A 22,179-nucleotide genomic window follows, 5' to 3' on the forward strand; every position below is an offset into this window, starting at 1 on the left:
GCCCTATTCGTCGTCCGACCGGAACAGCCGCAGGACCGGCACCAGCGAGGCATGGTCGTCCGTCCAGCCGGCAAATCCCGTTTCCGCGACCAGCGGATGCCATCCGGCACTGCGCGCTTTCAGTTCCGCCAGCACGCGAGGCGACCGACTGAGCGCGATCCAGTCCGACACCGTGCCCTCGTCGCTCCGCTCGATCGCGGTAGGCGTGTGGATCAGGCGCAGTCCCTGCCAGCCCCCCGCGTTGGCCGCGCCGGCGACGACGGGCCCGAGTGCCAGGAAGCGATTGGAGATGTGCACCAGCAACAGCCCCTCGGGCGCGAGGACGCGGCCATACGCCTTGAAGGCCTCCGCCGTCATCAGGTGCATCGGCACCGCGTCGGACGAAAACGCGTCGAGTGCGAGCAGATCGAGGCTGGCGGGAGGGCGTGCGGCCAGCCGCAATCGGGCATCGCCCACAATGATCCGCGCATCCGGGGCACAGCCGCGCAGGAAGGTGAACGCACCGGAGTCGCGGGCAAGATGCACGACGGCAGGATCGATCTCGAAGAAGTACCAGTGCTGGCCTGGGCGGGCATAACAGGCAAGCGTACCCGTACCGAGGCCCACCACGGCGATCCGCGCCTCGGGCCCGTACAGCGCCGGCGCGGCCTGCATCGCCTGGCCCACGCCCGATCCGGCCTGGTAATAGGTCGTCGGATGGGTGGCGCGCGCACCCTTCAGCTGAACACCGTGCAGCGTCGTGCCATGTGCGAGGCGCCGCTCGTTCGGCTGGTCGCTCACCGTATAGACGCCGAAATAGCTCCGCGTCCGCGTGCCGCTGAGCGATGCCTGCAGCGCGGCATAGCCGCCGAACAGGAACAGGCCGCCTGACAGCGCGACGGCGAACGGCCAGCGCGCGCCGATCGTCACCAGCCCGATTGTCGCCACCGCGACAAAGGCCAGCTGGACGTGCATCGGACCCAGCATCCGCGCATCTACCCCCAAAAAGACGACCAACACTACCGCTGCGGCGAGACAGAGGCCCACCGGCACCCGCCAGCGGCTCGACCAAAGCCGGGCAAGGGGCTCCGCAAGCGGTCGCTGGGGGATCAGCAGACCCGCGGCGAGGATCAGCAGCGGATATTCATAGGTCCAGTCGAACAGGACGGGTGCCACCAGCCCGGCGAAGACGCCGCCCAGCGCCCCGCCCACGGCCATGGCCAGGTAGAAGCCGGTGAGCCGCTCGGGCGCCGGTCGCACGGCATAGAGCCGCGCATGACAGGCGACCGACACCGTGAACAGCAGGCAGAGCCCGATGAGCGCGTTGAAATAGGCGAGCCGCTGATCGCCCGCCACCAGCGTCGCCCCGAACAGCAGCAGCACCAGCGGTCCGCAGCGCGCGAGAAGATCGTCGAGCAGCGCCGAAGCGCGGAACGCGACGGGGAAGCTCAGCAGATACAGGCCCAGCGGCAGCACCCAGAGCAGGGGTACCGCGACGATGTCGGTCGTGAGGAACGTCGTCGTCGCCAGCATCAGTCCCGACGGCACCAGCGCAAGCACGATCCAGCGCGCCCAGTCGCGTACGATCGGCGCCGGCGCGGGCGTCGCCTGCACCATAGTCGCCTCGCCGCGTGGGAGACGCCGCGCGCAGGCCAGCACCAGCACGGCCACCGCTGCATAGCCCGCTGTCCATAGCCAGCTCTGGCTGCGCAGCCGCAGCAATGGCTCGACCAGCAGCGGATAGGCTATCAGTCCGGCGAAGCTGCCGATGTTCGACGCGGCATATAGCACATAGGGGTCGCGCCCGTTGCTTGCGACCGCGTACCAGCGCTGCAGCAGCGGCGCCTGTGCCGAGATGGCGAGGAACAGCGGGCCGATCGCCGCGACCAGAAGCCACGGGACCCACAGCGCCGGCTGGGCGCCGATGGGCACCTGCATCGTTCCCAGCCCGATCGGCAGCCACAGCGCCGCGACGGCAAGCAGGCCGAGATGCACCGCCGCCTGGGTACGGACGCGGAACCGCCCCAGCCAATGCGCATACCCATAGCCGACCAGCAGCAGCGCCTGATAGACCAGCATCGCCGAGTTCCACACCGCAGGCGCCCCGCCCAGCCGCGGCAACGCCATGCGCGCGACCATCGGCTGGATGAGAAACAGCAGGAAGGAACCGGACAGGATCGCAGCAACGAACCAGCCGCGGCCCGCCGCCCCGCGCAGGTCGGTCACGCGCGATCGATCGCGTAGGCGACGGAGGTGCGCAGGCGGCTGCCCGCCGCGTGGATGGCGTGCTCAAAATCGGCAACCCACGCCATGCCCAGCCGCTCCATCAGCGTGCGGCTCGCGATATTGCAGGCGGCGGTGATCGCCACCACCCGGGGAACGTCGCGGTTCGTCCAGACCCAGTCGAGACATGCCGACGCCGCCTCGCGGGCAAAGCCCTGCCCCCAATGCGCCCGTGCGAACATCCAGCCGATCTCGATCTCGTCCGCGATCGGCGTGTCGGGCGCACCCGGCTTCAGTCCGCAAAAGCCGATCACCGCACCATCCGCGCGACGCTCGACCGCATGGAAGCCGAGACCGTGGCTCGGACCATATCCGAGGTGGCGCGCGATGGTCGCCCGGCTGTGGGCGGTCGATTTGACAGGCCCCAGGTCGCGCATCACGAGGGGATCGCTCCACATTGCATGGAGCGCATCGAAGTCGCGCGGCTCGGGCGGCCGCAAGAACAGCCGGGCAGTCTCGATCACGCGCCGAGCAGCCGCGCCGCCAGCGGTGCGTGATAGGTGAGCACGCCGGAACAGCCGGCTCGCTTGAACGCCATCAGGGTTTCCAGAACCAGCGCCTCCCGATCGCCCGCGCCAACGGCGGCGGCCGCCTCGATCATCGCATATTCGCCCGAGACCTGATAGGCGAAAACAGGCACTTCGAATGCGCTCTTCACGCGCGCGACGATATCCAGATAGGGCAGGCCCGGCTTCACCATGACGCTGTCCGCACCCTCGGCGAGGTCCAGCGCCACTTCGCGGAGCGCCTCCTCTGCATTTGCCGGGTCCATCTGGTAGGTCTTCTTGTCGCCCTTCAGCAGGCCGCGGCTGCCCACCGCGTCGCGGAACGGGCCATAAAAGGCGCTCGCATATTTGGCGGCATAGGCCATGATCTGCACGTTGACATGGCCGTTCGCTTCCAACGCGCTACGGATCTGGCCGACGCGCCCGTCCATCATGTCGCTCGGGGCCACGATGTCGGCGCCCGCAGTGGCCTGGACGAGTGCCTGCTCGGTCAGCACGGCCGAGGTCTCGTCGTTCAGCACATAGCCTGCGCCATCGACGATCCCGTCATGGCCGTGGCTGGTATAGGGGTCGAGCGCGACGTCGGTCAGCACGCCCACCTCGGGCACGGCGTCCTTGATCGCGCGGATCGCGCGGCACATCAGATTGTCGGGGTTGACCGCCTCGCGGCCATCCTCGGTGCGCAGCGCATGTGGTGTGTTGGGAAACAGCGCGAGGCAGGGAATGCCGAGGTCGCGGGCCTCCCGCGCGCGATCTACGATGCCCGCCAGGCTCCAGCGCGATACGCCGGGAAGCGCCGCGATCGGCTCTTCCTCTGCCCCTTCGGTGACGAACACCGGCCAGATCAGATCGGCGGGGGTGAGCACGGTCTCGGCATGGAGACGGCGGCTCCACGCCGAGGCGCGGGAGCGGCGGAGGCGAAGCGCGGGATAGTGGCTCATGCGGGGCCAGATGCGCCTTGCGGCGCAACGTTGCAAGCGTCGCCGAGCGCGGCGGATCCCAGCGTCAGGATCGATGTCGCATGCCGCTGCGCGACTTCCTGCGCGTCATGCCCATAGCCGCCGCCGAGCGTGCTGGCGAACGGCAGCCCGCGTCGGCGCAGCGTCTCCGCAATCCAGCGATCCCGCGCGACGAGCCCCGCCGCGCTCAGGCCCAGCCGACCGAGGCGATCCTCGGCAAAGGGATCCACGCCGGCCTGATACAGCACCAGATCCGGGTCGAAGGCGGTCAGCAGCGGCAGCAGCGTGCGCTCGAGCGTGTCGAGATAGTCCGCATCTCCGGTACCGTCGGGCAGCCCGACATCGAGTGTCGAGCGGGCCTTGCGGACGGGGAAGTTCTTCTCGGCATGGATCGAATAGGTGGCGATCTCCGGTCGACCCGCCGTGAGGGCGGCGGTGCCATCGCCCTGGTGCACATCGCAATCCACGATCAGCACGCGGGCGGCATGGCCCTCCTCCACCAGGCGTACCGCGGCGATGGCAAGATCGTTGAACACGCAATAGCCCGCGCCGGTATCGGCAAGCGCATGGTGGCTGCCGCCCGCGCTGTTCGCCGCATAGCCCAGGGCCTGGGCGATCCGCGCGGCGAGGAAGGTGCCGCCAGGCACGCGCTCCGAACGTCGCGCGACCGCGGGCGTGACGGGGAAGCCGATCCGGCGCGTCTTGTGCGGCGGAACCTGCGCGCTCAGGACTTCGGCGACATAGTCGGGATCGTGCACCGCCTCCAGCCAGGAGCGGGGCATCGCCTCCGGCACGTGCCACGCAATGCGGCCCGGCTCGGCCGCGAGCAGGTCGCGCACCAGGCCGTTCTTGTTCCACAGATAGGCGCTGCCGGCGGGTGCGGGGGCGACATAGTCGGGGTGATGGACGACGGGGATCACCGGCAGGATTTAGGAAGGGCCGCCGCCGCGCGAAAGACGGCCCTTCCGCCATGCCCGGCTTCGGCCTAGGAGGTCGGCATGACCGATCCTGCCTCGCTTCCCTACCGCCCCTGCGCCGGCGTGATGCTGCTCAACCGCGACGGCCGCGTGTTCGTCGGCCAGCGGCTCGATTCGACGCTGGAGGCCTGGCAGATGCCGCAGGGCGGCATCGACCCGGGCGAGGACGGCCTGGAGGCGGCGTTCCGCGAGTTGTGGGAAGAAACAGGCGTCGCGCGAAGCCATGCCGAGCTGATCGCGGAAGCGCCCGAGGAACTCCGATACGATCTTCCCGACGACCTGATCGGCAAGGTGTGGAAGGGCAAATGGCGCGGGCAGCGCCAGCGCTGGTTCCTGCTGCGCTTCCTCGGGGAGGACCGCGATATCAACATCGCGACCGAACATCCCGAGTTCCGCGCCTGGCGCTGGGCCGATCCGGCGGACCTTCCGGCGCTGATCGTCCCGTTCAAGCGCGCGCTGTACGAGCGGCTGCTCGAACTGTTCGCGCCGCACCTCGGCTGAACGGCTTCAGGCGGCCCGGCGCACGGGCATGACGGCGAAGGACAGGCCGGTGATGGTGCCGAGCGCGACGCCGGACACCACGCCGCCCACCAGGCCACGCAGGGCGATTTCCCAGCTACCCGGTGTCGTACTGCCGATTGCCGATGCGACATAGATGCACGGCAGGGCCGCACCCCAGCCGACGGCGTTCACCGCGATCCACCAGTGCACCTGCCCGGCGGCACGCCGCAGCACCACGGCCTGGGCGGCGCCGAACAACAGGCCGAGGCCCAGCCCGAACCCGCCCGCGGCGATCGCCGTCTGGAAGAGGCTTTCCACCGGCGGCAACAGCCGGCCGCCGTCGAGCGACGGGAACACCGAGTACCAGGCGCCGATCGACCAGACGATGACGCCGATCAGCGTGGTGGCGGTCACCCAGGCGCGCAGGGAAAGCGCCGGAAACTGCCGACGCAGTGCCCATCCTTGCAGATAGCCAAGGATCAGCCCCTGGATCAGCCCGCTCGCCGCCTTTGCGAGGAATACCAGCCATTCCGCGGTAGGCCCGATCGGCAGCGGATCGAACCGCTCGACGCTGACCCACCACAAGGCAGCACTTGCGATCCCGAGCAATTCGCCCGCGGCGCACGCCTCGATCCAGCGGGTAAAGCCATCCTCTTCCTGCACGTTGCCATCCTCTATGGGGCTCGGGATCGGGCCCGACACCGCCGAGCGTCCCATTTGAAATCAATTGAGACACGACTCTGGCGACGCGACAAGCCCAGAAACCCGGGAACGGCAACCTGCAACCCTGTCCACATCCGTGTCGATGTGGGACGATATAGCGATAACCTATTCAAATTCCAGAATTGCTGCATCCACCGCCAGGCTGTCGCCCGGTGCGAAATGCGCGCTGCGGACGGTGCCCGCCCGCTCGGCACGAAGGATGTTCTCCATCTTCATCGCCTCGACCACGGCAAGTGCCTGCCCGGCCTCCACCTTGTCACCCGGCTGGACGTGCAGGCGCGTGAGCAGGCCCGGCATCGGCGCGAGCAGATACTTGCTCATGTCGGGCGGCACCTTCTCGATCATGAGCCGGCGGAACGGCGCGACATGCGGCGGCAGGACCTCCACGCGGTGCGCGGCACCATGTGCGGTGAGCTTCCACCCGGTGCGGGTACGATCCACCGATGTGGCGAATGCCACCCCGTCGATGCGCGCATCGAACAGCGGCTCGCCGGCGCGCCAGTGGCCGGACACCTCCAGCGGTGGGGCGTCGCTCGACAGGCTGACGCGCAGCCCGGTGTCGCACGCCTCGGCCGTTGCGTCGAACTGATGCTCGCCGATCCGCACCCACCGCGCGGTCGAGGCAACAGGCTGGTCGCCGAGCTGGCCGGAAATGGCAGCTGCGCGGGCGCTGCGGGCAAGATCCAGCACCACCGCAACGGCGGCGAGCTTGCGGACCAGCGTCAGGTCTGCCGGGGCGCCGTGGAACCCTTGCGGATATTCCTCGGCGATGAAGCCGGTGGTCAGTTTGCCCGACAGAAAGCGGGGATGCTGCATGATCGCCGAGAGGAAATCGATATTGTGGCCGATCCCGTCGATCCGGAAGCGGTCGAGCGCCTGCACCTGCAGGTCGGCGGCTTCGTCGCGGGTTGGTCCCCAGGTGATCAGCTTGGCGATCATCGGATCGTAGAACATGCTGATCTCGGAGCCCTCGGTCACGCCGTCGTCGACGCGGATATAGCCCTGCCCCGCATTTTGCGCTGCCGGCGGCCGATACCGTACCAGCCGCCCGGTGCTCGGCAGGAAGCCGCGATAGGGGTCCTCGGCATAGACGCGGTTCTCGATCGCCCAGCCGTCGAGCTTTACCTCGTCTTGGCCGAAGGCGAGCGGCTCGCCGGCCGCCACCCGGATCATCTGCTCGACCAGGTCGAGCCCGGTGATCGCCTCGGTCACCGGATGCTCCACCTGGAGCCGGGTGTTCATCTCGAGGAAGTAGAAGCCCTGCCCCGTCTTGTCGGCGCCCGAGACGATCAGCTCGACCGTGCCCGCGCTGTAGTACCCCACGGCCCGCGCCAGTGCGACCGCCTGCTCGCCCATCGCCTTGCGCATCGCCGGCGTGACGAAGGGCGATGGCGCCTCCTCCACGACCTTCTGGTGGCGGCGCTGGATCGAGCATTCGCGCTCGTTCAGATAGACGATGTTGCCGTGCTGGTCGCCCAGCACCTGGATCTCGATATGGCGCGGGCTTTCGATGAACTTTTCGATGAACACGCGGTCGTCGCCGAAGCTCGCCAGGCCCTCGCGCTTGGTTGCTTCGAAGCCTTCGCGGACGTCCTGCTCGCTATAGGCCAGCCGCATTCCCTTGCCGCCGCCGCCGGCCGAGGCCTTCATCATCACCGGATAGCCGATCTCGGCGGCGATCCGCACCGCATGCTCGGTATCCTCGATCTCGCCGACGAAACCGGGGACGACATTCACCCCCGCCTGCTTGGCGAGCTTCTTCGATTCGATCTTGTCGCCCATCGCCGCGATCGCGCCCGGCGGCGGGCCGACAAAGGCGATGCCCGCCTCGGCACAGGCCTTGGCGAAGCTCTCGCGCTCGGAGAGGAAGCCATAGCCGGGGTGGATCGCATCGGCGCCGGTCTCCTTGGCTGCCTGGAGGATCAGATCGGCCTTGAGATAGCTTTCCACCGCCGGTGCCGGCCCGAGCCGCACCGCCTCATCCGCCATCCGCACATGGGGTGCGCGGGCGTCGGCATCCGAATAGACCGCGACCGTGGCGATGCCCATCTTCTTGGCGGTCCGCATCACCCGGCACGCGATTTCGCCACGGTTGGCGACGAGGATCTTTTCAAACACCGGGAGAGCGCTCCTTCAATCTGCGATAAAGTCGCCACTCGGCCAGTGGCGTTAGAATGAGCCAAACGATTGCTGACGGTATGAGCGCCACGGGAACCGGCTTGTCAGGCAACAGCCAGAACATGAGCGCCGCAAACGAGATTGCTAGGACAAGACCGATCGGCGTCACGACGGCCACCGAAAGCAGCCGAAGTGACAACCGACCACGAGACTTCACTCCGCTGCCTCCAGCTCCACCTTGCACTCCGCCGCCATCGGCGTGATGCCCAGGCGCGCGAACAGCGCGGCGTCCTTGTCGTCGCCGGCATTGCCTGCGGTCAGCAGTTTGTCGCCGGTGAATATCGAATTGGCGCCCGCCAGGAAGCACAAGGCCTGGGTGGCATCGCTCATGCTCTCCCGGCCCGCCGACAGCCGGACCATCGAGCGCGGCATGGTGATGCGCGCCACTGCCACCGTGCGGACGAACTCGATATCATCGATCTTGGCGAGCGGTGTATCCGCCAGCATGTCGCCCAGCACGGTGCCCTTCACCGGCACCAGCGCGTTGACCGGCACGCTGCCCGGATGCACCGGCAGGGTGCTAAGCGCATGAATGAAGCCCACCCGGTCGCCGCGCGTCTCGCCCATGCCGACGATGCCGCCGCAGCACACGTTGATGCCCGCCTCGCGGACATGCTCCAGCGTCTCCAGCCGCTCCTCGAAGCTGCGGGTGGTGATCACCTCGCCGTACCGCTCAGGCGAGGTATCGATATTGTGGTTGTAGTAATCGAGCCCGGCATCGGCGAGCGTCTTAGCCTGCGCGTCGGTGAGCATGCCCAAGGTCATGCAGGTTTCCATGCCCATCGCGCGGACGCCCTTCACCATCTCGACAATGGCGCCCATGTCGCGGTCCTTGGGGTTGCGCCAGGCGGCACCCATGCAGAAGCGGGTCGAGCCATGGTCCTTGGCCTGCGCCGCCGCCTGGAGCACCGCGCGCGGGTCCATCAGCTTGGTCGCCTTGAGGCCGGTATCGGCATGCGCCGACTGGCTGCAATAGCCGCAATCCTCGGGGCAACCGCCGGTCTTGATCGAAAGGAGCGTCGAGCGCTGGACCTGGTTCGCCGGGTGGTTGGCGCGGTGGACTTCCGCCGCGCGGAACACGAGTTCGGTGAACGGCAGGTCGAACAGCGCAGCGATCTCGTCGCGGGTCCAGTCGGTGCGGACGGGGGATTCGAGGGTCAAGCAACTAACTCCGGAGGTCGATTACGGCGCGCCGCATAGCGGGTGAGCGCGTCCGCGTAAAAGGGCGCGGCGCGACGTTCATGCTCGCCGCTGCTGATGCCGGCGACGGAATCGGCCACGCGAACCACCGCATCGGTGCTGAGCCGGTCGAGCGGCGCGACATGGATGCCGATGGTGAAGAGCATCGCCCCGCTTTGAGGCAGGCGCCGGAGCGTCTGGCGCTCGCAGCGGACGAACAGCGTCGTGCCGGCATTGCCCTCGGTTACATGCGCGAAGCGGGTTTGAGGGTCGTCCTGCGGCAGATAGCGCCAGGCGTCGCTCGCCACGACGAACCAGTTGGTGCGGCCGAAGATCGGGCCCGGCTGGAGCGTCGCAAAGAAATGGTCGACCCCCGAGGCTAGCTGCTCGGCATAGCCGTGAATCGGGGCATGGATCGGGGTGAGTGCGTGGCCGAGCTTTTCATGCAGGTGCCAGTCGGTGGGGAACGCCAGCGCGGCGGCGGTGAGGCGGTACTGGCCGGACGCGTTGGGCGTGAGGATGCACAGGTCCTCCCACACATTTGCCGCGACGGTGCGCAGAACGTCTGGAGCATGCGCTCCCCTCCCCCTTTCGGGAGGGGTCGGGGGAAGGAATGACGAGGAAGTAGCGCTGGAGGTTCCCAGCCCCTCCCCTAACCCCTCCCGCAAGCGGGAGGGGAACGCATGCAACCAGCCGTCCAGCATCCCGGCGACCTCTTCTACCGCCGCTTCCGCCTCCGGCAGCACCTGCACGCAGTCGGGTTCGGCCGCGAACACCGCTACCCGTGCGGCCAAATCCACCCCCGGCGTCAGCCACTCGGCTTCGGGCACCCGCACCAGCCCCATGCGCAGCGCGCCTCCGCCCCGAGCGCGGGAAAGCAGCGCCTCGGCGGAGAAGCCCAGGCTCATTCGGCGGCAGCCTCGAGCGGCGGCATGTTGTGGCCCAGCAGGCGGAGCACGTCCGCCGCGCATTCGACGACGTTCGAGCCCGGGCCATAGATGCCCTGCACTCCAGCCGCGCGCAGCATCTCGTAATCCTGCGGCGGGATCACGCCGCCAGCGATGACCTTGACGTCGCTGCGCCCCGCTTCGCGCAGGCCACGGATCAGCTCGGGGATCAGCGTCTTGTGCCCGGCCGCGAGGCTGGAGGCGCCGACCACGTCCACGCCGCTGTCGAGCGCCAGCACCACCGTTTCCTCGGGCGTCTGGAACAACGGCCCGCTGACCACTTCGAACCCCATGTCGGAAAAGGCCGAGGCGATGACGTTTGCGCCGCGATCGTGCCCGTCCTGCCCCATCTTGGCGACGAGCAGGCGCGGCTTGCGACCCAGGCGCCGCTCCACCGCCTCGACGCCGCGCACTACCTCGGCCCAGCGATCGTCTTCGGCATAGGGTGCGCCATAGACGCCCTTTACCGGGGTCGGCTGCGTGGCATAGCGGCCGAACACGTCTTCCATCGCCGCGCTGATCTCGCCGAGCGTGGCGCGGGCGCGCGCGGCCACCACGGCCAGTTCCAGGAGGTTGCCGCCTGACGTCGCACCCTCGCGCAGCGCATCGATCGCCGCCTGGCACGCCGCCTCGTCGCGCGCCGCCTTCACTCGCTGGATCCGCGCGATCTGCGCCTCGCGCACCGCGGCGTTGTCCACCTCAAGCGTCTCGAGCAGATCCTCGTTCGGCAGCCGGTACTTGTTGACCCCCACGATCACGTCCTCGCCGCGATCCACCCGCGCCTGCCGGGCAGCGGCGGCTTCCTCGATCATCGCCTTGGGCCAGCCGGCAGCGACCGCCTTGGCCATCCCGCCCTCGGCCTCGACGCGCTCGATGATCTCCCAGGCCTTGTCGACCAGGCTCTGGGTCAGGCTCTCCACATAATAGCTGCCGCCCAGCGGATCGACGACCTTGGTCATCCCCGTCTCTTCCTGCAGCACGATCTGGGTGTTGCGGGCGATGCGGGCGGAGAAATCGGTGGGGAGCGCGATCGCTTCGTCGAGCGCGTTGGTGTGGAGGCTCTGGGTGCCGCCCAGCATCGCCGCCATCGCCTCGATCGTGGTGCGGATGACGTTGTTGTACGGATCCTGCTCCGTCAGCGACACGCCCGAGGTCTGGCAATGGGTGCGCAGCATCTTCGAGCGCTCGTCCTGCGCGCCCAGCTGCGTCATCACCCGGTGCCACAGCACGCGGGCAGCTCGCAGCTTCGCCACTTCCATGAAGAAGTTCATACCGATCGCGAAGAAGAAGCTCAGGCGGCCTGCGAACTTGTCGATATCTAGCCCTGAGGCGACGCCGTACTTCACATATTCCATGCCGTCGGCGATGGTGAAGGCCAGTTCCTGCACCTGGGTCGCGCCGGCTTCCTGCATATGGTAGCCGGAGATGGAAATGCTGTTGAATTTCGGCATCTTCGCGCTGGTATAGGCGAAAATGTCTGAAATGATCCGCATGCTCGGTTCGGGCGGGTAGATATAGGTGTTCCGAACCATGAACTCCTTGAGGATGTCGTTCTGGATCGTGCCTTCCAGCTTCTCCTGCGGAACTCCCTGCTCCTCACCCGCGACGATGAAGAAGGCCAGCACCGGGATAACCGCGCCGTTCATCGTCATCGATACCGACATCTGGTCGAGCGGGATGCCGTCGAACAGGATCTTCATGTCCTCGATCGTGTCGATCGCGACGCCCGCCTTGCCGACATCGCCGACCACGCGCGGGTGATCGCTGTCATAGCCGCGGTGCGTGGCGAGATCGAAGGCGACGCTCAGCCCCTTCTGCCCGGCGGCGAGGTTGCGGCGGTAGAAGGCGTTCGACTCCTCGGCGGTGGAGAAGCCGGCATATTGGCGCACGGTCCAGGGACGACCGGCGTACATCGAGGCGCGGACACCGCGGGTGAACGGCGCGAAGCCGGGCAGACCGGGATCTACGCCTGCCACATCGGCCTGCGTGTACAGTGGCTTGACCACAATACCTTCGGGTGTATCCCAGGTCAGGTCCTTGCCCTTTACTTCCTTCGAAGCGGCAACGGACCATTGGTCGAATGTCGTCTTGGTCATGCCGCGTGCTCGCCGGACGGGGTTTCCATGATCTCCGTGAGGATCCCGCCCATGTCCTTGGGATGGACGAAGAAAATCGGCGTCCCATGTGCGCCGATGCGCGGTTCGCCGAGCACCTTGCATCCCTTTGCCTCGAACCAGGCCTTGGCTTCGTGGATGTCCAGCACCTCATAGCAGAGGTGATGCTGGCCGCCCGCCGGGTTCTTGGCGAGGAAGCCGTGGATCGGCGACGCCTCGCCCAGCGGCTCGATCAGCTCGATCTGGCTGTTGGGCGTGTCGACGAAGCAAACCTTCACGCCCTGCGCGGGCAGGTCGAACGGCGCGCGGATCACTTCCGCGCCCATAACCTCCCGGTAAAACGCGATCGAGGCTTCGATCGACGGCGTTGCTACGCCGACATGGTTGAGACGGCCGAGCTTCATCTTGGTCCTCGATCAGCGCCGCATCACAGCGGAATGTTGTCGTGCTTCTTCCACGGGTTTTCGAGCTGCTTGTTCCGCAGCTTGCGCAGGCCCAGTGCGATCCGCCGCCGGGTCGAATGCGGCATGATCACCTCGTCCACGAACCCCTTGCTCGCTGCCACGAAGGGGTTGGCGAAGCGGCGTTCATATTCGGCGGTTCGCTCGGCGATCTCCTCCGGCGTCTTGCCCCGGAAGATGATCTCCACCGCGCCCTTCGCGCCCATCACCGCGATCTCGGCGGTCGGCCAGGCATAGTTGAGGTCGCCGCGAAGATGCTTCGACGCCATGACGTCATAGGCGCCGCCATAGGCCTTGCGGGTGATCACCGTGATCTTTGGCACCGTCGCCTCGGCATAGGCGAACAGCAGCTTGGCGCCGTGCTTGATGATGCCCGAATGCTCCTGGCCGACACCCGGCAGGAAGCCCGGCACGTCGACGAAGGTGACGATCGGAATCTCAAACGCATCACAGAAGCGCACGAAGCGCGCGGCCTTTTTGGAGGCATTGATGTCGAGGCAGCCCGCCAGCACCATCGGCTGATTGGCCACCACGCCCACCGTGCGCCCCTCAATCCGGCCGAAGCCGATCAAGATGTTGCCGGCATGCGCGGGCTGGAGCTCGAAGAATTCGCCCTCGTCGAGCGTCTTCCGGATCAGCTCGTGCATGTCGTAGGGCTGGTTGGCGCTGGGCGGGATGATCGTGTCGAGGCTCTCGTCGATCCGGTCCCAGGGATCGTCGCTAGCGCGTTCGGGCGGCGCCTCGCGGTTCGAGGCGGGAAGGAAGTCCACGAAGTCGCGGGCCGCGAGCAGCGCCTCGATATCGTTCTCGAAGGCCACATCCGCGACCCCCGACTTCGTGGTATGCGTCACCGCTCCACCCAGCTCCTCCTGCGTGACGATCTCGTTGGTAACGGTCTTCACTACATCCGGGCCGGTGACGAACATGTAGGACGAATCCTTCACCATGAAGATGAAGTCCGTCATTGCGGGGCTGTACACCGCGCCGCCGGCGCAGGGCCCCATGATCAGGCTGAGCTGGGGCACCACGCCCGACGCCAGCACGTTGCGCTGGAATACCTCTGCGTAGCCGCCAAGCGACGCTACGCCTTCCTGGATGCGCGCGCCGCCGCTGTCGTTGAGGCCAATCACGGGTGCGCCGACCTTCATCGCCATGTCCATGATCTTGCAGATCTTCTGCGCGTGCCGCTCCGACAGCGAGCCACCGAACACGGTGAAATCCTGGCTGAACACGAAGACAAGGCGGCCGTTGATCGTGCCCGAACCGGTGACCACGCCGTCGCCGGGGATCACCTGGTTCTCCATCCCGAAATCGGTGCAGTTGTGCTCGACATACATGTCGAGCTCCTCGAAGCTGCCCTGGTCGAGCAGCACCTCGAGCCGCTCGCGGGCGGTCAGTTTTCCCTTGGCATGCTGTGCGTCGATCCGCTTCTCGCCGCCGCCCAGACGGGCAGCGGCACGACGGCGTTCCAGTTCCTCGATCGTCGACGACATCGGCATCTCTCTCCGTGGACGCGGCTTGTGCACCGGGCCACGGCCACACCGCAAATGCAATGTTGCAAAGTTGCGGTGCGGGCGTTTGCGGACTAATCGAGCACATGGCCAGCCACCTCCCGCCCCAGCCCCGCCGTCGCCTGTTCGAAGGCTTTCGCCTGCGTGACTTGCGCCGCCGCCTGAACCTTCCCCAGGCGAGCATGGCGCAGCGGCTGGGAATTTCGGTCTCCTACCTCTCCCAGATCGAAAACAACGATCGCCCGATCACCGACGCCGTGTTGCTGGCGCTGGCCCGCGAATTCCCGCTGGAGGCGGCGGAGATCAACGGGGAAGGCGGCACCGCAACACTGCTTCGCGCGATCGACGCAGGAACCGACAGCAGCGTGCCCGCCGACCGCCTCGACGAAAGCGACCTTCGTCGCGCCATCGCGCAGCAGCCCCTGCTCGCCAGGCGGATGGTGGCGCTGCACGACGCCTATCGTCGCAGCCAGGAGCAGCTGCGCGTGCTCGACGACCGGTTCGACACTGGATCCAGCGATGCCGCACCACTACCCTGGGAAGAAGTGCGCGACTGGTTCCAGGCCGAAAGCAATTATATCGACGCGGTCGACCGATCGGCCGAGCTGCTGGCGGATGCGCTGGCGCTCGACGACGACAACATCGTCCGCGCCTTCGAAGATCGGCTGCGACTGTGGCACGGCGTGCGCGTGATCGGCGCGCAGGGCGATGGCAGCGAGCTCAGCCGGTTTAATGAGGCGGCGCGTACGCTGGCGCTGAACCATGCACTGCCTCCCGAGAGCCGGCTGTTCCTGCTGGCCCACCGCCTCGCCCGATATGAATTCGCCAACGAGATGCGGGTGGTGATCGAAGGCGCCGGCCTAGCCTCGCCCGCCGCACGCGAACTGCTGAGCGTCGGCCTTGCCAATTATGCAGCGGGTGCGCTGCTGATGCCCTATGGCCGATTTCGCGCTGCCGCCTATGAGGTGCGTCACGACATCGACCGGTTGCGCCAGCGCTTCGCGGTGAGCTTCGAGCAGGCCTGCCACCGGCTATCGACGCTGCAGCGGCCTGGCGCGCAGGGCCTGCCGGTATTCTTCTGCCGGGTGGACATGGCCGGCAACATCACCAAGCGGCACTCGGCGACGCGGCTGCAATTCGCGGCGCTCGGCGGCGCCTGCCCCTTGTGGATTGTCCATGAAGCGGTGGCGATCCCCGACCGCATCCTCGTCCAGCTCGCGGAAATGCCCGACGGGACACGCTATGTCTCGATGGCCAAGGGGCTGGTGAAGCCCTCGGGAAGCTTTACCCGGCCGCCGCGCCGCTATGCGGTGGCGCTGGGGTGCGAGGAAACGCATGCGGCCGACTTCGTCTATGCGGACGCGCTGCGTACCGGCGGCGCGGCCACCGCGATCGGGGCCTCCTGCCGCATCTGCCCGCGGCTGGACTGCGATCAGCGGGCCTTTCCACCGGCGGGCTCGGCGATCGAGATCGATCCCGATCGCCGCCGCGCGGTGCCCTATGGCTTCCGCTGACGCTTGCGAGCGCCAGCCCCTTCATGGCATACCCAAACCTCGAAAAAGAGAATGGAGAGGTGCCATGGCAACTGCAATCGCCGCCACGCCCCAGGTCAGTGACGCCGAATGGGAGGCGCGGCAGCAGCTCGCCGCCTGCTACCGCGTGTTCGACATGCTCGGCTGGTCCGAGATGATCTACAACCACATCACGGTGAAGCTGCCGGACCAAGAAGGGGCATTCCTGATCAATCCCTTCGGGCTGCACTTCAGCGAGGTAAAGGCCTCCAACCTCGTCAAGATCGACATTGACGGCAACAAGCTCGACGACTCGCCCTATCCGGTGAACCGGGCGGGCTTCGTCCAGCATTCGCTGTTCCACCGCCACCTGCCCGATGCCCACTGCATCATGCACAGCCACACCACGGCCGGCATGGCGGTCGCGTCGCTCGAGGGCGGGCTGCGGCCGACCAACTTCTATGCCTGCAACTTCATCGGCCAAATTGCCTACCATGATTTCGAAGGCGTGACCGTGCGCGACGAGGAAGGCGCGCGCCTGCTCGCCAATCTCGGCGACAAGCGGGTGATGCTGCTACGCAATCACGGCATCCTGGCGATGGGGCGGACCCTGCCCGAGGCGTTCGTTAAGCACTGGGCGCTGCAGCGCGCCTGCGAGATCCAGGTCGCGACGATGAGCATGGGCCATCCCATCGAGATTGCCCCCGAGGTCGTCGCCGTCCACCAGCGCGACGTGCACATGGCGCAGGTCCCCGGCGGCCCCGGCGCTGCAGATTTCGCGGCGATGGTGCGGCTGGTCGACCGGATCGACCGCAGCTGGCGCGACTAGCCGAAGCGGAAGCCGCTCACCGCCCAGCCCAGGACGTGATCACGGTAGTCGCATCGGGCCGGCCCGGTGCCGCCCGCGCCGAGCGCGACCATCAGCGGCAGGAGATGTTCCTCCCGCGGATGGGCAAAGTCGGCGTATGGCAACGCGCGCCAGTCGACGATCCGCGCTTCCCGGCGGGCCGGATCGGGATCGGTGGCCGCTGCGACCAGTGCGTCGTCCCAGGCATCGGCATAGGGCATCGCCTGGGGCCCGCGCACGCGCAGATTATGGAAGCTCATGCCGGATCCGACGATCAGCACGCCTTCGTCGCGAAGCGGCGCGAGCGCCTTGCCGATCGCGACATGCGCGGCAGGATCCAGGTCCGCGCGCAGCGAGAGCTGGGCGAGCGGGATGTCGGCGTCCGGCACCGCCACCTTCATCGGAATGAACACGCCGTGATCCCAGCCGCGCTCGCGCTCGACTCCGGTCGGGAAACCGGCGGCCTCGAGCAGGGTCTTGGCGCGCAGGGCCACCTCGGGCGCGCCCGGAGCATCCCACCGCAGACGATAGGTGTGCTCGGGAAAGCCATAATAGTCAAAGAGCAGCGGCCGCCCGTCGCCGACATGCACGGTCACGTCGCGCTCCTCCCAGTGCCCGGAGACGAGCAGGATCGCGCGCGGCCGCTCCGGCAGGCTGGCGATCAACCCGGCAAGATAGGCCTGCATCGGCTGCCACATGGGATCGGGTGGGCCGCCTGCGGGATCCATAAAGAAGCAGGGGCCGCCGCCGTGCGGGAGAAAGAGTGCGGGTAAGGACATGCCGGCGAATGTCGCGCGGCCCGTCCCGTGCGACAATGCCGGTTTCGGAAACCCGCCGTTTCCCGCTAGGGTTGCCGCCATGACTCGGTTCACCGTCAACAACCAGCCAGTCCAGTATGATATGGATCCGCAGACGCCGCTGCTCTGGGCGCTGCGTGACGCCTCCAATCTCACCGGCACCAAATATGGCTGCGGCACCGGTGAGTGCGGTGCCTGCACGGTCGATATCGACGGCGCGGCGCGGCTCGCCTGCCGCGAGACGATCGGCGCGATCGAAGGCACCTTCGTGACCACGATCGAAGGGCTGTCGACCGATCGAAGCCATCCGGTGCAGCAGGCATTCCTCGCGGCCAATCTGGTCCAGTGCGGTTATTGCATTCCCGGGATGATCATGGCGGCGGCGGTATTGATCCGCACCAATCGCAACCCGTCCGAAGAAGATATCCGTCAGGGCATTGCCAATATCTGCCGGTGCGGCATCTATCCGCGGTTGGTCGACGCCATCCAGGACGCGGCCCGCATCGCACGCGGCGACCCGGCCGACGGCGCGTGAAAGCTTTCAATCGGCTGACAACAAGGTTCAGAACCCGCTCAGCCGGTCGCGCGTATCAGGGCAGCATCGGCACGGCGTCTTTGCCGCTGCCCCCGGAGAATGGTTCGATGAAGAGGATGGTGTTGGCGGCGCTCGCAGCCGCAACCGCGCTGGTTCCCGCCGCCGCCTTTGCGCAGGAGCGCGGCGAGCATCGCGGCAATGGCGGCTGGATGCGGCCGGAAGGCGCCCGTCCGCAGGGCGGACACAATTGGCGGGCCCCGCAGGGCGGACAGAACTGGCAGCGTCCGGAAGCCGCTCCGCAATCGCAGCCGCAGGATCGTGGCAATTGGCAGCGTCCGCAGGCGGCGCCACAGCCGCAGGATCGCGGTGACCGGCAACGGCCCGAGGGCAATGCCGGCTGGATGCGCCCGCAAACGCCGCCGCAGGTGCAGGATCGGGGCGACTGGCGCCGCCCGGACGGCCAGCCCCGCCCCGCCTTCCAGCAGCCGCAGGGCACCCCCGTCCCGGGCCAGCCGCAGCGCGACTGGCGCGGGGGGGATCGGCAGGACTGGCAGAACCGCGGCGATGGCCGCCGTGACCAGAACTGGCAGAATCGCGGATGGAACAACCAGCAGCGCCCCGACTGGAACCGGGATCGCGACTGGGGACGCCGCGACGGCAATCGCGGCTGGAATGATCGCCGCGACTGGGATCGTGCAGAGCGCTGGCAGGGCAATCGCGGCGTCTGGAACAATGGCTGGCGGAACGACAATCGCTACGACTGGCGGTCCTACCGGGATTATAATCGCGGCCTGTACCGCTTGCCGCGCTATTATCCGCCCGCGCGCTGGAGCTACGGCTATCGTCGCTTCTCGATCGGCTATCGGCTCGACAGCTTCCTGTTCACGCCGCAATATTGGATCAGCGATCCCTATTCGTATCGCCTGCCGGACGTATGGGGCCCGTATCGCTGGGTCCGCTATTATGACGACGCCCTGCTGGTCGACGTCGATACCGCCCAGGTGGTCGACGTGATCTACGGGATCTTCTGGTAAAGGCATGGGGGCCGGCAGCGATGTCGGCCCCTTGCTCTTGCAATCACCGGCGGGCACGGCAAAGAGTTCGCGGTGAGCAAGACGAACGGCAACAACAAGGGATCGCCCTCCCCGCAGCGGGCACAGATCGGGCGCGAGGTGGCGGCACGACTGGAGGCCAATCCCGACGTCCGGCGCGCCAAGGTCGATCTCGCGCAGATCTACACCTATCCCGATTTCTTTAGCGGCACCGATTGCGACATGCTGATGGCGCTGATCGACAGCAACGCCCGCCCCTCCACCCTGCTCGCCGCGACCGACGACCCAGATTATCGCACCAGCCACAGCTCGGATCTGTATCGCTGGGCGCCCGAAATTCAGGCGATCGACGATCGGATCGCCGAGCTGCTCGGCATCCCGCCGGAAAATGCCGAGACCATGCAGGGCCAACGCTATGCGCCCAACCAGCAGTTCCGCGCGCATTGCGACTATTTCCACGAGGGCAGCGGCTATTGGGAGAAGATGCTGGAGACCGGCGGCCAGCGCACCTGGACGGCAATGGCCTATCTCAACGATGTCGAGGAAGGCGGCGCCACCTGGTTCCCGCGCGCCGGCATCCGCTTCAAGCCCAAGCGCGGTCTGCTGGTGATCTGGAACAACATGGCGAGCGATGGCAGCCCGAACTATAACACGCTGCATGAGGGCATGCGGGTCGTAGAGGGGACCAAGTACATCATCACCAAGTGGTTCCGGGAAGAGGCCTGGATCAAGGCACCGATCCAGACCTATCGCTCGGGCGTGGTGGACGCCGACGCGGACTGAGCGCCGGCGGCCTCTGCCGGTCAGAACAGCACGAGATCCCCGAAGCTGGTCAGTGCATCATCTGCAGGACCTGCTCCGAAGGATTCGACCGCAACCCCTCCGCGGCGCGGTCTGCGCGGCCCCGGGCGGCCCGGTGTCGCCAGCGGGTCGATCTCGCGCAGCGGGCGATCCTCGCCAAAGGTGAAGCGCAGCCCCGCCAGGTCCTCGATGACGGCGATCGGCCGCTGATAGGTGCCATAGGCGCCGAACGGCACCGCCGGCGCCGCTTCCAGGCCGGATTGGTCGATCACGTCCTTCTGGCTCAGCAGATAGGCGGTGGCGAACAGCCGCCCCCCCGCCGCTACCGCGACCACCACCTTCCAGAATTCCAGCGGATAGGCGATGCCGCGATAGACGGGATCGCCTGCGCCGAACACCGGGCCGGTGAAGACCTGCACGTCGAACTGCCCCTGCTCGGAGGTCTCTTCCAAGATGTAGCGCTCCAGCCCCTGCCACAGATGGACGGCGGGGTCGGGGCTCTTGTCTTGGTTGAAGATCGAGTGCTGGGGCGTGCAGTTGGTCCAGGTGCAGGTGCCATTGGCGCGGCGCACGGCGGTCACCGGGTCGCTGCCCCACTCCATGTCCTCGCGCCGGGTCAGATGTCCGCGATCGAACTTGTTGTTGCGGTAATAGCTGTTGTCGACCTGGTGTTCGCGGGCAATCCGGTCGTCATACAGCCACACGTCGGTGCGGCCGCTGATCGCTGGGCGCATTCCCCAGCTGACATTCGCCGCCGAATAGAAGGCGAACCGGCGCGCCTTGTTCATCACCACGCTGTAGCGGTCATAGTCGAGCACCCCCGCGGCGCGCTGCTCGGGCGTGAAGGTCTGGCCATAGGCGTCGCGGAGCGGGGCGATCAGATCCTTCTGGATCACCTCTGGGAGGTGGACCCGCAGGTCCCCGTTGCCGAGGAACGCCGGGTCGAAGCCCTTCCCCCAGTCGCGGGCCGGATCGACCGGCGCGTCGATCACGTTCTTGCGCTTCTTCTCGGGCGCCACGGCGACGGCTTCGGTCGCGCCGCCCTGGAGCAGCGAGACGCTGCCATCCTCGCCGACGAGCAGATTGAGCGTCAGATGCCGTGCCATGCTGGACTCCCGGGGCTGATGGAAGGTGGAAGGCGAACGGGAAACGGAGTGCGAGGCGGTACGCGCCCCCTCGCCCGCGAGCAGATCGGGTAATGCAACCCCAGCGGCGAAGAGGACCGGGAGCCGCGCATCGACATCGGCGATACCAGTCGCCAGGATCGGCGCGACCAGCGGATGCGCCGCGATACCGGCATCGCCCTGCAAGGTGTCGACGATTCGGGAGACGCGAATGCCTTCGTTCGCGATCCACTTGATCCGGTCCTCGCCGTCGCGAGAAGGGTCATAGTCACGGCCGTCGACCGTCTGCCACTTGCCGTCCCGCGTCTCCGGCACCCCGCTGTGATGGAGTGCGACCAGCAGCCAGTCATTGTTGAACACCGGCGAGCCGGAAGATCCGCCCTGCGTATCGGTGGAGTACCAGAGCACGTCGTCGGCGCGCTTGATCAACTGGTTTTCGCGCACGCAGAGCTGCTTTCGCTCGCCGCCCGGGTGCTGAATGATCGTCAGCCACTCGCCTTCCATCGCCTTGCCGGGCGTACCCAGCAGAGGCAGCCAGCCCAGGCTTGATCGGCCAAAGGCGCCAGTGCGGTCACGCGCAGCGACCGCCACGAGAGAGAAGTCGAGCACGGGCGAGGTATAGAAGAGCCGGTCGGGCTCGAGCATGAAGCGCCACGGGGTCAGGTCCTCGCCCGTCGCCGCACGCTCATACAGCGCCTCCGCCTCGGAGGTGCGGGCCGTGGCAGCACTGTCCAAGACGTGATGGTTGGTCAGCAAAACACCGTCGCCGATCAGGAAGCCAGTACCGTAGCCGATCACCGAGCCGCCGGCACCGCGCAGCACGATGCGCATCACCGTCCGCGCCACGAGTGCGCCGCGCGCAAGGTAATTTGCCTCCTGCAGCTCATTGCCGCCGATGATGCGCTCGAAGGCGCGATCGGCATCGTCGCGAGTCGCATAGGCTGCGGTGAGAAAATCATGCCGCTGGCGCTTCGCGGCATCGCTGGCGACCTCTTCGGGCGCCGCGCCGCGAACGCAGGCGGCGAGAGCGCCGAGATCGGTGCCAAGCCGGTCCGCCCGCGTCTCTGCCTTGCGGACGGCCTGCTGCAATTCGAGCGACATCACCGCCATGCGATTCTCTCCCGACCGCCTTGGACCTTCTACCATGTCCGCTTTGCAGATTTGCGTCCGGTCGGGCCCCTCGACAAGCATGGG

19 protein-coding genes are annotated in these 22,179 nt (G+C 67.2%); 6 read left to right on the top strand and 13 right to left on the bottom strand.

The features are described 5' to 3' along the window. Nucleotides 1-3 precede the first annotated feature (3 nt). The 4 genes from OIM94_RS03570 to OIM94_RS03585 are packed head-to-tail and all read right to left on the bottom strand — an operon-like array spanning nucleotide 4 to nucleotide 4,647. A complete protein-coding gene (locus OIM94_RS03570; protein ID WP_264608744.1) occupies nucleotides 4-2,205 on the bottom strand; it encodes a fused MFS/spermidine synthase in 2,202 nt (733 codons plus the stop codon). Beyond that, nucleotides 2,202-2,726: a GNAT family N-acetyltransferase gene (locus OIM94_RS03575; protein WP_264608745.1), complete on the bottom strand. Its 525-nt coding sequence runs from the start codon at nucleotides 2,724-2,726 to the stop codon at nucleotides 2,202-2,204. Before OIM94_RS03575 ends, OIM94_RS03570 begins: the two co-directional genes overlap by 4 nt. Beyond that, nucleotides 2,723-3,709, bottom strand: coding sequence for a porphobilinogen synthase (hemB, locus tag OIM94_RS03580; RefSeq protein WP_264608746.1), 987 nt, complete (start codon nucleotides 3,707-3,709; stop codon nucleotides 2,723-2,725). Before hemB ends, OIM94_RS03575 begins: the two co-directional genes overlap by 4 nt. After that, on the bottom strand, nucleotides 3,706-4,647 hold the full coding sequence (locus tag OIM94_RS03585; protein WP_264608747.1) for a histone deacetylase: 942 nt from the start codon (nucleotides 4,645-4,647) through the stop codon (nucleotides 3,706-3,708). The genes hemB and OIM94_RS03585 overlap by 4 nt, the downstream gene beginning before the upstream one ends. Nucleotides 4,648-4,725: 78 nt before the next feature. Here OIM94_RS03585 and OIM94_RS03590 point away from each other — a divergent pair, with 78 nt between their 5' ends. Further along, a complete protein-coding gene (locus OIM94_RS03590; RefSeq protein ID WP_264608748.1) occupies nucleotides 4,726-5,205 on the top strand; it encodes an RNA pyrophosphohydrolase in 480 nt (159 codons plus the stop codon). Nucleotides 5,206-5,211: 6 nt separating this feature from the next. Here the strand turns inward: OIM94_RS03590 and OIM94_RS03595 are convergent, their stop codons facing one another. The 7 genes from OIM94_RS03595 to OIM94_RS03625 form a co-directional block, all read right to left on the bottom strand. After that, nucleotides 5,212-5,922, bottom strand: a complete 711-nt coding sequence (locus OIM94_RS03595) for a hypothetical protein (RefSeq protein WP_264608749.1) — start codon at nucleotides 5,920-5,922, stop codon at nucleotides 5,212-5,214. 111 nt (nucleotides 5,923-6,033) lie between these two features. Further along, complete coding sequence (locus tag OIM94_RS03600; RefSeq protein WP_264608750.1) at nucleotides 6,034-8,046, bottom strand: acetyl/propionyl/methylcrotonyl-CoA carboxylase subunit alpha; 2,013 nt, start codon at nucleotides 8,044-8,046, stop codon at nucleotides 6,034-6,036. A 213-nt stretch (nucleotides 8,047-8,259) separates the two neighbouring features. Further along, complete coding sequence (gene bioB / locus OIM94_RS03605; RefSeq protein ID WP_264608751.1) at nucleotides 8,260-9,267, bottom strand: biotin synthase BioB; 1,008 nt, start codon at nucleotides 9,265-9,267, stop codon at nucleotides 8,260-8,262. After that, a complete protein-coding gene (locus tag OIM94_RS03610; RefSeq protein ID WP_264608752.1) occupies nucleotides 9,264-10,193 on the bottom strand; it encodes a heme-dependent oxidative N-demethylase family protein in 930 nt (309 codons plus the stop codon). Before OIM94_RS03610 ends, bioB begins: the two co-directional genes overlap by 4 nt. Next, nucleotides 10,190-12,328: a methylmalonyl-CoA mutase gene (gene scpA, locus OIM94_RS03615; protein ID WP_264608753.1), complete on the bottom strand. Its 2,139-nt coding sequence runs from the start codon at nucleotides 12,326-12,328 to the stop codon at nucleotides 10,190-10,192. The genes OIM94_RS03610 and scpA overlap by 4 nt, the downstream gene beginning before the upstream one ends. Next, on the bottom strand, nucleotides 12,325-12,750 hold the full coding sequence (gene mce / locus OIM94_RS03620) for a methylmalonyl-CoA epimerase (RefSeq protein WP_264608754.1): 426 nt from the start codon (nucleotides 12,748-12,750) through the stop codon (nucleotides 12,325-12,327). The genes scpA and mce overlap by 4 nt, the downstream gene beginning before the upstream one ends. A gap of 23 nt (nucleotides 12,751-12,773) precedes the next feature. Beyond that, on the bottom strand, nucleotides 12,774-14,300 hold the full coding sequence (locus OIM94_RS03625; protein WP_264608755.1) for an acyl-CoA carboxylase subunit beta: 1,527 nt from the start codon (nucleotides 14,298-14,300) through the stop codon (nucleotides 12,774-12,776). 104 nt (nucleotides 14,301-14,404) lie between these two features. On the opposite strand from OIM94_RS03625, the gene OIM94_RS03630 reads away from it, so the two are divergent. Together OIM94_RS03630 and OIM94_RS03635 are read left to right on the top strand one after the other, a co-directional pair. Then, nucleotides 14,405-15,832 (top strand): helix-turn-helix domain-containing protein, encoded by a 1,428-nt coding sequence (locus tag OIM94_RS03630; protein WP_264608756.1) that lies wholly within the window; start codon nucleotides 14,405-14,407, stop codon nucleotides 15,830-15,832. 64 nt (nucleotides 15,833-15,896) lie between these two features. Further along, nucleotides 15,897-16,658: a class II aldolase/adducin family protein gene (locus tag OIM94_RS03635; protein ID WP_264608757.1), complete on the top strand. Its 762-nt coding sequence runs from the start codon at nucleotides 15,897-15,899 to the stop codon at nucleotides 16,656-16,658. Here OIM94_RS03635 and OIM94_RS03640 read toward each other — a convergent pair. Then, the gene (locus tag OIM94_RS03640; RefSeq protein WP_264608758.1) at nucleotides 16,655-17,455 is read right to left on the bottom strand and encodes a DODA-type extradiol aromatic ring-opening family dioxygenase; all 801 of its coding nucleotides are present in this window, start codon (nucleotides 17,453-17,455) and stop codon (nucleotides 16,655-16,657) included. The two genes, OIM94_RS03635 and OIM94_RS03640, sit on opposite strands and share 4 nt — an antisense overlap. A 79-nt stretch (nucleotides 17,456-17,534) precedes the next feature. On the opposite strand from OIM94_RS03640, the gene OIM94_RS03645 reads away from it, so the two are divergent. From OIM94_RS03645 to OIM94_RS03655, 3 genes are all read left to right on the top strand, one after another. Continuing rightward, nucleotides 17,535-18,008 (top strand): (2Fe-2S)-binding protein, encoded by a 474-nt coding sequence (locus tag OIM94_RS03645; protein WP_264608759.1) that lies wholly within the window; start codon nucleotides 17,535-17,537, stop codon nucleotides 18,006-18,008. A gap of 107 nt (nucleotides 18,009-18,115) precedes the next feature. After that, complete coding sequence (locus OIM94_RS03650; protein WP_264608760.1) at nucleotides 18,116-19,042, top strand: RcnB family protein; 927 nt, start codon at nucleotides 18,116-18,118, stop codon at nucleotides 19,040-19,042. Between the two features lie 72 nt (nucleotides 19,043-19,114). Continuing rightward, on the top strand, nucleotides 19,115-19,843 hold the full coding sequence (locus OIM94_RS03655) for a prolyl hydroxylase family protein (protein WP_264608761.1): 729 nt from the start codon (nucleotides 19,115-19,117) through the stop codon (nucleotides 19,841-19,843). Nucleotides 19,844-19,863: 20 nt separating this feature from the next. Here the strand turns inward: OIM94_RS03655 and OIM94_RS03660 are convergent, their stop codons facing one another. After that, on the bottom strand, nucleotides 19,864-22,095 hold the full coding sequence (locus OIM94_RS03660; protein WP_264608762.1) for a DNA/RNA non-specific endonuclease: 2,232 nt from the start codon (nucleotides 22,093-22,095) through the stop codon (nucleotides 19,864-19,866). Nucleotides 22,096-22,179 lie beyond the last annotated feature (84 nt).

It is taken from the genome of Sphingomonas sp. R1, from assembly GCF_025960285.1.
Taxonomy (GTDB): Bacteria; Pseudomonadota; Alphaproteobacteria; order Sphingomonadales; family Sphingomonadaceae; genus Sphingomonas.